The organism is Lentibacillus songyuanensis, assembly GCF_039548255.1.
In the GTDB taxonomy this organism is placed as follows: domain Bacteria; phylum Bacillota; class Bacilli; order Bacillales; family Amphibacillaceae; genus Lentibacillus_C; species Lentibacillus_C songyuanensis.
This window is the reverse complement of the sequence record NZ_JBCLVH010000005.1, coordinates 69,841-81,666: the sequence shown is the minus strand read 5'-3', so window position 1 is coordinate 81,666 and position 11,826 is coordinate 69,841. Positions and strand designations below refer to the sequence as shown.

The 11,826-nt window shown below is 39.4% G+C and carries 10 protein-coding genes; 9 read left to right on the top strand and 1 reads right to left on the bottom strand.

Annotation, left to right across the window (positions count from 1 at the left end):
* Window positions 1-61: 61 nt before the first annotated feature.
* Together WMZ97_RS07185 and WMZ97_RS07180 are read left to right on the top strand one after the other, a co-directional pair.
* Entirely contained in the window at window positions 62-484 is a 423-nt protein-coding gene (locus WMZ97_RS07185; RefSeq protein ID WP_343271412.1) for a MaoC/PaaZ C-terminal domain-containing protein, read from the top strand.
* A gap of 26 nt (window positions 485-510) precedes the next feature.
* Window positions 511-1,299: an enoyl-CoA hydratase/isomerase family protein gene (locus tag WMZ97_RS07180; RefSeq protein WP_343271411.1), complete on the top strand. Its 789-nt coding sequence runs from the start codon at window positions 511-513 to the stop codon at window positions 1,297-1,299.
* A 117-nt stretch (window positions 1,300-1,416) separates the two neighbouring features.
* On the opposite strand, the gene WMZ97_RS07175 is transcribed toward WMZ97_RS07180, so the two are convergent.
* Window positions 1,417-3,135: a sigma 54-interacting transcriptional regulator gene (locus tag WMZ97_RS07175; protein WP_343271410.1), complete on the bottom strand. Its 1,719-nt coding sequence runs from the start codon at window positions 3,133-3,135 to the stop codon at window positions 1,417-1,419.
* 208 nt (window positions 3,136-3,343) lie between these two features.
* On the opposite strand from WMZ97_RS07175, the gene WMZ97_RS07170 reads away from it, so the two are divergent.
* Genes WMZ97_RS07170 through WMZ97_RS07140 form a run of 7 tightly spaced genes read left to right on the top strand, consistent with a single transcriptional unit; the run spans window position 3,344 to window position 11,814 of the window.
* Window positions 3,344-4,504, top strand: a complete 1,161-nt coding sequence (locus tag WMZ97_RS07170) for an acyl-CoA dehydrogenase family protein (RefSeq protein ID WP_343271409.1) — start codon at window positions 3,344-3,346, stop codon at window positions 4,502-4,504.
* 10 nt (window positions 4,505-4,514) lie between these two features.
* Complete coding sequence (locus WMZ97_RS07165) at window positions 4,515-5,729, top strand: CaiB/BaiF CoA transferase family protein (RefSeq protein WP_343271408.1); 1,215 nt, start codon at window positions 4,515-4,517, stop codon at window positions 5,727-5,729.
* The gene (locus tag WMZ97_RS07160; RefSeq protein ID WP_343271407.1) at window positions 5,726-6,496 is read left to right on the top strand and encodes a 3-hydroxyacyl-CoA dehydrogenase; all 771 of its coding nucleotides are present in this window, start codon (window positions 5,726-5,728) and stop codon (window positions 6,494-6,496) included. Before WMZ97_RS07165 ends, WMZ97_RS07160 begins: the two co-directional genes overlap by 4 nt.
* A gap of 41 nt (window positions 6,497-6,537) precedes the next feature.
* Entirely contained in the window at window positions 6,538-7,716 is a 1,179-nt protein-coding gene (locus WMZ97_RS07155) for a lipid-transfer protein (protein ID WP_343271406.1), read from the top strand.
* A gap of 23 nt (window positions 7,717-7,739) precedes the next feature.
* Window positions 7,740-9,407, top strand: coding sequence for a class I adenylate-forming enzyme family protein (locus WMZ97_RS07150; protein ID WP_343271405.1), 1,668 nt, complete (start codon window positions 7,740-7,742; stop codon window positions 9,405-9,407).
* A gap of 19 nt (window positions 9,408-9,426) precedes the next feature.
* Entirely contained in the window at window positions 9,427-10,245 is an 819-nt protein-coding gene (locus WMZ97_RS07145) for an SDR family NAD(P)-dependent oxidoreductase (protein WP_343271404.1), read from the top strand.
* A 51-nt stretch (window positions 10,246-10,296) separates the two neighbouring features.
* On the top strand, window positions 10,297-11,814 hold the full coding sequence (locus WMZ97_RS07140; RefSeq protein WP_343271403.1) for a class I adenylate-forming enzyme family protein: 1,518 nt from the start codon (window positions 10,297-10,299) through the stop codon (window positions 11,812-11,814).
* Window positions 11,815-11,826: the final 12 nt, after the last annotated feature.

Here is an 11,826-nt window from a genome sequence, read left to right as displayed (position 1 = left end):
CTGAATTGCTTATAAAGGTATTGGCATGGAAATTGCATAAATAATGGGGAGGAGTGATGGTATGAAATTTGATAGCTTAACAATTGGTCAAACCTTCAAATCAGGATTCTATAAGGTGACCAAGGAAGAAATTATTACATTTGCATCCCAATATGATCCGCAATATATGCACATCGATGCAAATAAGGCAGAACAAGGTATCTTTAAAGGAATCATAGCTTCGGGCTTACTTACCTTGAGCCTTTCTTTTAAATTGTGGGTCGAATTAGAGGTGTTAGGCGATGATGTCGTTGCTGGAACCGGGATCAATAACCTGGAGTTTTCTAAACCTGTGTATCCTGAAGATGTATTATGTGTAACTGCAACAATCATTGATAAAAAGGAAAGAAAACGTTCCGGTGAAGTCACGATATTACTTTCAACCAAAAATGGTGGAGATGTGCAGGTGCTGAAAGCAGAAATGACTGCATTGGTATCAAAATAATTATAAATGAAGAAAGGGGTAATATAATGGAGTATCAAACAATTGTCTATGAAAAGAAAGAAGAGAAGGCATGGATTTATTTCAATCGACCGGAGGAAATGAATTCCTTGTCAAAAATGATGGTAAACGAATTACTTCTTGTTCTGGAGGAAGTGGAACGGGATGATTCCGTTCGAGTGGTTATATTGTCCGGGAAAGGGAGAGCTTTCTGTGCTGGGGCTGATTTAAAGGAGCTTTTAACAGATTTAGACAAAGCTCCCGATGGACATAAAGGGTTACTGGATTTTGCGGGTGACCTTTTTGAAAAACTAAACTACTTATCTAAGCCATTGATCGCTGTATTAAATGGAGTGACCTTGGCAGGTGGCCTGGAAATCGCGATGACGGCAGATATTGTTATTGCTTCTGAAAAGGCCAAAATTGGAGATGCACATGCTAACTTTGGTGTGCTTCCTGGTGGGGGTGGGGCGGTTAGACTTCCGCGGAAAATAGGAATTAATCGAGCAAAGTACTTATTATTTACGGGGGAATTTATAACTGCCAAGGAAATGAAGGAATATGGGATAGTAAATGAAGTTGTACACGCGGAAAAGCTTTTGGAAGCAACACAAGAATTAGCGGATAAAATAGCTTCCAAAAGTCCATTGGTTTTAAGAGAAATGAAAAAACTTGTCAGAGATGGTGTAGAACAGCCGCTTAATATTGCATTGAAGCAGGAATTGCTGACGTTAAAAAATCATACGCAATCATATGATTTCCATGAGGGATTAGCGGCCTTTACCGAAAAGAGAAAGCCGAAATTCAAGGGATATTAGTTAGAACCAGAAAAAGAGGCTGTCATGAGCAGCCTTTTTTAATTGATGAAAAAGACGATCTCTCACAAATGCTTTATGCTTTGACCCGGGTTAGTAAACCAAATTGCTTTAATAACGTTAATCTATTCCATATCTTTTTATCTTTTTATAAAGCCATGGTCTGCTTATACCAAGTAACTTACTGGCCTTTGTTTTGTTTCCCTTGGTTTCTCTTAATGCCGAAATGATCATATCTTTTTCCGTTGAATGCATCATTTCTTTATAGGTTGAGGAAGTTTCCTCAGGTGGTGGAGTTTTTGATTTATTTTCACGGGTAAAGGAAGGGATTACATCAACATCAATATAATCACCATTCCTTAGGTTTGCTGCCCTTTCCAGCGTGTTTTCCAATTCACGCACATTTCCTGGCCATGAATGTCGCATAAGTTTTATCAATGCAAGATGTGTAATGCCCTTGATATAAAACCCCTTATCGTTCAACCGTTGAATGATTAATTGAATAATGTTCGGCAGATCTTCTATTCGTTCCCTTAAGGGTGGGATGGTTAACCGCATAATATTCAACCGATAGTATAAATCCTCTCTAAATCTCCCGTCTTCAACCAATTGTTCAAGTTTTTGGTTTGTGGCGGCAATAATTTTTGTGTTTAAATAGATAGTCTTGGAACTTCCAATTGGCTGAAATTCCTTTTCTTGCAGCACGCGCAAAATTTTGGTTTGAAGTGGCAATGGCATGTCCCCGATTTCATCTAAAAAGATTGTTCCATTTTGGGCGAGTTCAAATTTTCCTTTCATACCACCTTTTTTTGCCCCAGTAAAGGCTCCACTTTCGTAACCAAAAAACTCTGATTCCAGCAGGTCTGGAGGGATAGCCGCACAATTTACTTGGACAAAAGATCCTGGTCGACTAGAGGCAACATGTATACCATGAGCAAATAACTCCTTGCCTGTGCCGCTTTCGCCAGTAATTAAGACGGTGGACATACTTTTCGAGGCAAGCATTGCTTCCTGTTTTACTTGACGCAATTCATTTGATTCACCTGCAATATCAAACAGTGTATATTTGGTTCCTTTTTGTTCACGGATTTCACTTTTATAGGCAGATACTTGCTTTTCCAGCATTCTTACTTTCGATAAAGCCTCATGCAAATGTGTTAAGCCGCGGTAAGTTAATCTGCATATACCACTAATCGTCTCACCGTTTTCTTTAATGGGTACAAACGACACGAGACATTGCTGATCCGCTATGATTTGTGGCGTGTTGTTAATGCTGACGCCGTTATTTATCATATTTTCAATATCCAGTTCAGGAAACAAATCAGTGGTGGAGCGATTCAATACATCATTATTTTTCATATTAAACAGATCTGAAAAACTGTTGTTAACCATTGTTACTTCTGCCTTTTCATTCACAAGAATAATGGCATCATTGGCAAATTCAGTCACGGAGACTAATTGACTATAAGCAAGACTGTATGAGGAAAGTAATTGTTGTGTCGAAATGATTCCGATTGGTTCCAAATCGTTATTAACAACTGGCGCATGACCAATATTATGTTTCAATAACAACTGTCTTGTATTGTCAATTGTATCGGTTGGATATATAAAGATTGGCTTAGTGTTATAGACCTGGTCAATGGTTATATCAAAGGATGGCTGTGTCACTAACAATTGAAACAATTTATTTTTTGTAATGATACCAATCAACTTATTGGTATCATTAACAACTGGCAGCATATTGGAGTTCGAATTTAGAAACAGCGGTAGTGTATCCTGTAACGTTGTGCCGGCAGTACAGTTGACAAATTTTGTTGTCATGATTTCTGAAATTAGCAATTGAGTTCCTCCCCTAATCGTATTCCATATAGTTAGTATATCATGTATTTTGTAAACGTTAACAACAGATTGTTAATTATTGTTACAATTTACTGTAAATTGTTAACTATCGTTTACATATGAATAAATATTTTCCGCATGCCTAAAGAAAATTTAGTTGGCATGGAATTTGCAATACATATCTATGAAATAGGATGGAGGGAAGTAGATGAACCAACCTTTAGCAATTCATGAAGAGGTTACGTTATTTAAAAAATCAATTGAGGCGTTTGCCAAAAGAGAAATCGAGGACAATTACAGCAAATGGGAGAACGAAGGAATGATCCCCAGGGAACTTTGGAGAAAATTGGGTGATGCGGGTTTCCTATGTGTTGATATTCCGGTGAAATATGGCGGTTTAGGGGCGCCACTACAGTTTTCAACAATTATTATCGATGAATTTAGCAGACTTGGTTATAGTACAGTTGCGGGAAATATATCGGTTCATTCCAATATTATTGCCCATTACATTCTAAACTCGGGAAATGAAGAACAAAAAACGCATTATTTACCGAAAATGGCCACGGGTGAATATGTCAGTGCGATGGCCATGACCGAGCCTGGTGCTGGAAGTGATTTGCAAGGGATTAAAACATCGGCAGTTAAAGATGACGTTACTGGTGAGTATATTATTAACGGCTCTAAAACATTCATTTCAAATGGACAACATTTTGATTTTGTTGTTGTTGTAGCCAGAACAAACAAAGATGTTCCGGCTTCCAAAGGAATAACCCTATTTATTGTGGGTGCAGATACACCCGGGTTGGTAAAAGGCAAGAATTTAAGAAAGATCGGTCTTCATTCTGCTGATACTTCCGAGCTGTTTTTTGAGGGAGTAACCGTCCCCGCTGGTCAAATACTGGGAGAGATAGATCATGGATTTATTACGTTGATGAATGAATTACCGCGAGAAAGAACGACACTTGCTGTTGGTGCATGTGGTGCCATGGAAGGTGCACTGGAAATCACGATTAAATACCTTCATGAACGGGAAGCATTCGGAAAACCTCTAAGTAGTCTTCAAGTAATTCGTCACAAGATTGCTGAGATGACAATGGAGGCCAAGGTGAACCGGGCTTATGTCAATCAATGTCTGCAACAACTTGAAAACGGACAGCTGTCTACTGCGGATGCCAGTATCGCCAAATTATCAACAACAGAAGCGCAGGGTAGAATTGTCGATGGTTGCTTACAGTTATTTGGCGGATACGGTTATATGGAGGAATATCCAATATCAAGGGCATTTACTGATGCAAGGATACAACGAATATACGGCGGGACATCTGAAATTATGAAAGAAATCATTAGCAAAGACCTTTTGGGAAAGTAGAGGTAATGAGATGGGAATGTTATCAGGTTTGAAGGTGTTGGATTTCACTACGTTATTACCTGGTCCTTTTGCAACAATGATGCTTGCGGATATGGGGGCCGATGTGGTTAAGGTAGAGTCCCCGCATCGTGAGGATATAACGAAACACCTAATACCAAAGGATGGAGATGTTTCGGCAGCGTTTGGTCACCTTCATCGTTCCAAAAGGTCAATTGCTTTAGATTTGAAGCAGGAGGAAGCAAAGGAAATTGTCTATCAACTGATACAAGCGTATGACATTGTCATTGAACAGTTTCGGCCGGGTGTGATGGACCGGCTGGGAATTGGTTATGAAAAGCTAAAAGAGATCAATCCAAAAGTTATTTTCTGTTCCATTACAGGCTACGGACAGACGGGGCCGCTAAGGGATAAGGCGGGGCATGATATTAATTACTTGTCATTAGCAGGGGCAGCCGGCTATTCCTCCAGAAAAAATCAGGCACCGGTTCCATCTGGTATTCAAGTCGCTGATATTGGAGGCGGTTCCATGCCGGCGGTGATTGGTATTCTAGCTGCTGTTTACCATCGCGAACAAACAAACGAAGGGCAGTATATGGATCTGAGCATTACGGATACCGTTTTTTCGCTAAACGCCATGTATGGTTCCGGGTACCTTGTCGGAGGTGAAGAGCCAGAAGCGGAATCCCTATTATTAAACGGGGGATCGTTTTATGACTATTATGAGACCAAGGATCAACGGTACTTTTCGGTTGGCAGCCTAGAACCAAAATTTAAATTAAGATTATGTGAATTAATTGGTGATGAACAGCTAAACAAGCTTCGTGCAAGTACTGATTCAGAAGATCAGCAGGAGTTTAAGGAAACATTACGAAACTCCTTTAAACAGCGAACGTTTGATGAGTGGCTAACATTGATTGATGATGATTTTGACGGATGTGTAGAGCCTGTTTTGAAGTTTTCGGAATCAGTTCAGCATCCACAAATGAAGGCGCGTGAAATGGTTGTCCCTGTGCCGAAAACGGAGGGTGGGGTACAACAGCAAATTGCTTTTCCAATCAAGTTTTCCACCGAACCAGCTTCGTATCGTTTTACGGGTGTACAAACTGGAAAACATACGAAAGAAGTTTTGGAAGAGGCCGGATACAGCAAGGCAAAAATGGAGGCATTAATGGAGAAAGGGACTTTTGGCGAACTAGTAAATAAACAAGGGGATGAAAGCGTATGAATTTAAAAGATAAAGTAGCTATTGTTACTGGAGGAGCATCCGGTTTAGGGCTGGCAACAGTTGAAAGACTTATAGAAAAAGGAGCCAAGACTATTATTTTTGACCTAAACGAGACAAAAGCAAAGGAGGCAGTTGAACGATTAGGTGCCTATGTTTCGTATGCAATTGTGAACGTATCCGATGAGGCATCCGTAAAAAAAGGAATTGAAGTTGCAATGGAAACATTTGGTGCAATTCACATCTGTGTAAACTGTGCGGGTGTTGGTACACCGGGTAAAACAATTGGTAAAAAAGGTGTATTGCCGCTGGAGGATTTTAATAAGGTTGTAGGGATTAACCTAATTGGCACATTTAATGTATTACGATTAGCGGCAAATGAGATGAAAAATAATGAACCATTAACAGACTCGGGTGAGCGGGGTGTTGTTGTGAATACAGCTTCTGTAGCGGCATTTGAGGGCCAAATGGGGCAGGCGGCTTACGGGGCAAGTAAAGCCGGTGTAGCAGGGATGACATTGCCTGTTACGCGCGATTTGTCAGGTTTTGGCATCCGTGTGAATACCATTGCACCTGGTTTGTTTATGACTCCAATGTCAGATACGTTGTCTGAAAAAGTGATCCAGAAACTATCAGAAAGTGTAGAATTCCCAAAACGGTTGGGCGAACCAAGCGAGTTTGCGGAACTGGCAACTTTTATGATGGAACATGAATACTTAAATGGAGAAGTTATTCGTTTAGACGGTGGCATTCGTATGGCACCAAGATAGAAAAACAAGTAATCCATAAAAAATTAACGGGAGGTCTTATTATGACAAACCAAGCAAATGTAATTGGCGTAAGTATGGTGAAGTTTGAGAAGCCAGGTAGGAATGAACCGTATGAAATGATGGCTTCAAAGGCAATCACTGGTGCTTTAGCTGATGCAGGTATTTCTTTATCAGATGTTCAGCAAGCTTATGCCAGCTATGTGTATGGGGATAGTACGTGTGGTCAAACAGCCCTTTATCAAGTAGGGATGACTGGTATCCCTATTATAAACGTGAACAATAATTGCTCTTCGGGATCAACAGCGCTATACATGGCCCGCCAGGCAGTAGAATCTGGGGCGAGTGATTGTGTGCTTGCATTCGGATTTGAAGAAATGAAACCCGGCGCTTTGGGTGAACATTGGTCTGATCGAACATCGCCATTTCAATGGATTTATCATCAGTTTGATCAATTAAATAACGATTTGCCAGATGGTCCAGTCGCACTTAAGGTATTTGGAGCAGCAGGAAAAGAATATTTGGAAAAATACGGGGTGACATCGGATATCTACGGAAAAGTGGCAGTGAAATCCCGGCAGCATGCGATAAATAACCCATATTCCCTGTTTACAAAGGAAATTCAATTAGATGAGGTAATGAATTCTCCTGAAGTCTACCCGGGATTAAAACGATTAATGGCATGCCCGCCAACATGTGGTGCAGCAGCGGTTGTTGTTTGCAGTGATCAATTTGCAAAAGAACATAATATCAAGAAGACGGTAAAAATTGTTGCCCAGTCCATGACAACCGATAAACCAGATACCTACGAAGATAATCTCCGTTTGGTCGGATATGGCATGACAGTTCGTGCAGCTAAAGAGGTTTATGAAAAAGCTGGCATAGGCCCAGAAGATGTCGATGTCGTAGAACTACATGATTGCTTCACACCAAACGAAGTCATTACGTATGAAGGATTGGGGCTTTGTGCGGAAGGTGAGGCGGAAAAACTCATCAACGATAAAGACAATACGTACGGTGGAAAATATGTCATTAATCCATCGGGAGGATTAATGTCAAAGGGACATCCACTTGGAGCGACTGGCTTGGCACAATGTACGGAATTGGTTTGGCACCTACGAGGGGATGCCGGGGAACGGCAGGTTCAAGGTGCAAAAGTAGCACTTCAGCATAATGTAGGTCTTGGCGGTGCCTGCGTGGTAACAGCGTATCAAAAAGCTTAAATCGAAAACCAGGGGGAGTAATTATGTATTGGAGCTATGAATATATTATTAATAAATATGCACCCGAAGTCAAAGATAAATGGACTGTAAAAGAAATTGTAGAGGCTACTGAACATTTAGGTGATAAAGTGTATCTAGTTTATGCACCTACTGGCAGAGAGTACACCTATAGGGAATCTAATGAAATTGCTAATAAGTATGCACATTCTTTTGCACGACTTGGATTGAAAAAGGGAGATAGGGTGGGTATCTATTTACCTAACTCCCCTGAATATATTTTTGTTCTCTTTGCCTTAGCAAAACTAGGTTTGATACAAGTGCCAATCAATCCGGATTTTCAAGATAAAGAAATCACCTATATGGTTAATAGTGCAGAAATTAAAACGATTATTACAAGTACTGAAATTGACCAGTTTGGAATACTAAATAAAGTTGAACGGGAAACAGACTATATTAAGAATATCATCTATGTAGATGCTATTGAAAATAAAGGTTTTAAAAAGAAGAACTTATTTTCCTTAATAGAATTATCTAAAGAAGCTTCCGACAAAAATCCAGACGTTGAGGTTACAGGTTCTGATCCCATTTATATTATGTTTACCTCTGGAACAACAGGTCCCCCTAAAGGTGCGATTACAAGTAATAAGACTGCTATTTATGCAGCCTTAATGATGGGGGCTACGAATAATAAAGATTATAGAAATTATACTTGTCTGCCCCTTTTTCATGCGAATGCACAATGCTATTCGACATTTGGTATGAGAGCCCTAGGTGGAACATTAGTTTTAGATAAAAAATTCAGTGCATCAAATTTCTTTAATCAAATCAATAAGTATAAAGTAGATACATTCAATACTATCGGAGGAATGATGCAAATATTAGATTCGATCTATTCAACAGAGAATGTTCCAACGCACTCAGCAAAATCTGTATTTGTGGGGGGAACATCTAAAGACTTATGGGAACGCTTTGAAAATAAGTTCAACATCATCATAAATGAAGCCTATTCGATGACGGAATTTCCAGCAGGAATGCAAAACATACATCCTGACAAAAAAGAAAGAAGAGTTGGCTCTTGTGGAAAGCCATTGTTTGAGGACTTAGAAAAAGCTGTAAAAATAGTTGATGCGAATAATAATGAAATCAAAGTGGGAACTGGTGAACTGTTAGTAAAAGGGGAAGATTTCTTAACCCTTGGCTATTGGAATAATCCTGATGCCACAAAAAATGCATACGCTGCTGATGGATGGTTCAAAACGGGGGATATTTTAAGAGTTGATGAGGATGGTTACTACTATTTTGTTGATCGAAATAAGTTCATGATTCGGGTCGGTGGAGAAAATATATCAGCATTTGAAATAGAAGAGGTGATCAATAGTCATCCTAACGTCAAACAATGCGCAGCTATTCCAGTTGATGACATATATAAAGGTGAGGAAATTAAAGTGTTTATCATTCCACAAGATGATATTCAAGAGATGAATTTTAAAGATATTGTGGAATTTTGCTTTGATAAATTGGCTTATCACAAAACTCCACGCTATTTTGAATTGGTAGATGACTTACCTAGAACGCCAACACAAAAGCTTCAAAAGCATCCTTTAAAAGAGCAAGAGAAATCTAGAAAACATCACGGATGGGACCGAAATATAGAATTTGCGAACTGGAAATCACTAGTATTTAAACATTAAAAGGTGGCTGTTACTGAAAATGGAGAATAAGTTATTACACAATAAGGTTGCAATAATTACCGGTTCTGGAAGAGGTGTGGGAAGGGAAACGGCCCTCCTTTTTGCAGAAAATGGAGCAAAAATTGTCATCACAGATATTGATGAATCACCTGCCATGGAAGTCCAAGAGGAAATTATTAAAAATGGCGGCGAGGCAATAATTGTTTGTGGAGATATTACAAAGGAAGGCTGTCCAAAGAGGATAATTTCGGAAACAATCTCTCATTTTGGCAAAGTTGATATTTTAGTAAATAATGCGGGTTACACCATGGATAGTCTTATTCATAAAATGACAGACAACCAGTTTCAAAAAATGCTAGACATTCATTTAACAACACCATTTAAACTAATTCGTGAGGCTGCACCGTATATGAGAGAACGTGCGATTGAAGAAAAAGAAAAGGGGGTAGTGAACTATCGAAAAATTATTAATGTCTCTTCTGTTGCGGGAATAGCCGGAAATGTTGGCCAAGCAAATTATGCTTCAGCTAAAGCCGGTGTTATTGGTCTTACAAAAGTAGTTGCTCAGGAGTGGGGAAGATTCAATATTAATTCCAATGCAGTAGCGTTTGGACTTATTGAAACGAGGTTGACTCTTCCAAAGGAACAAGAAAATGAATTAAATGGTGAGAGAGTGGGAATTCCAGAGAAAATCCTTCAAAAGTTTGTCGATAAAATTCCCCAGAAACGCGCTGGTGAAGCCCGGGAGGCTGCAGAAGGTATATTATATCTAGCTTCTCCACTATCTAATTATGTAAATGGGCAAGTTCTACAGGTAAATGGCGGGTTTTATATGTAATTTGAGGAGCTAAAGAAATGCAAAGTTAGCATAAAAAGGAGGATTATCATAATGAATATCGTCCAGGTATTAGAAGGTAACGTATTAAGGCATCCAAATAAAGAAGCTTTGCTTTACGAAGACCGTCTTTACACATATAGCCAATTTAATAGCACCGTTAATCAATTGGCGAATGGTTTAATCCAGCGAGGTGTCGAAAAGGGTGATAAAGTTGCATTAATGATGAGGAACTCCGATTATTTCGCTATCGCTTATTTTGCACTTGCTAAAATCGGCGCAGTTGTTGTACCGATGAATTTTAGACTGTTGTATAAAGAACTTGCATATATTATGGATGATTCGGACAGCAAACACGTCATTACTGATCATGAATTTGAAGACGAAATAATTCAAGCAATTAATGAAATCCCTATAAAAAATCTAATCTCAATTCCGCAAACGAAAAGCCCGGGATTCGTGTCATTTACTGACATTTTAGTAGATAATTGTGCCAATCCCGATGTTGAAATTTTGGATACAGATGATTTGCAAATTATGTATACTTCCGGTACAACAGGTAGACCCAAAGGTGCGCTTTTTGACCATGAAAGGATTAAATATGTCACGTTACAATTAACGATTACTTTAGGTTATCACCCGCGGGAAAGATGGTTACACTTTGCACCTCTTTTTCATGGTGCACAATTACTCATATGTTTGGTACCACAATTGTATGTTGGTGGTTTCGGTATCATTTACAGGGAATTTGATCCAAAGTCAATTCTTGAAGATATAGGAAAAAATAAAATCACGGCTATGCTGGGGGTTCCGATGATGTATAAGGCTTTTCTCCAGGTACCTAAGGAAATGGGCTTTGATTTTTCTTCGGTAGACAAATTTCTGTATGGAGCAGCCCCGATCTCACAAGATGTTGTCAAAAGCTGTATTGACTACTTTGGTGCTAACAAATTTTATAGTTTATGCGGCCAAACAGAATCTGGCCCGACAGGTATTGTGTTATTTCCGAAAGACCATGAACAGCATGCAGGTATGTCTGGAAAAGAACCCATAATGTTTACATTGACCGATATTGTAACTGCCAACGGTGAACCAGCCAAGGCTGGAGAGGTGGGGGAGTTGATCTTTAAAGCCCCATCTGTTATGAAAGGTTATTATAAAAACCCGGAAGCCACTTGCGAAACCATACGGAATGGTTGGCTATATTCAGGGGATTTAGCGGTTAGAGACGAGGAAGGTTACATTTTATTGGTTGACCGAAATAAAGATATGATTATATCAGGTGGTGAAAACATTTACTCGGTTGAAGTGGAAAATACGATCGGAACACATCCCAACGTTGCGGATGTAGCAATTATCGGTACTCCGGATCCAAAATGGGGTGAGCTGGTGACTGCAGTGGTCGTTAAGAAAGAAAACGCGGCATTAACGGAAGAAGAGGTTATTGCATTTACAAAACAAAATATTGCAAGTTATAAATCTCCAAAGAGGGTCATATTTAAAGACAGTTTGCCACGAAATGCATCCGGCAAGCTGATGAAATTTCAACTTCGGCAGCAATTCCAATCATAAATCAAAGAGAAG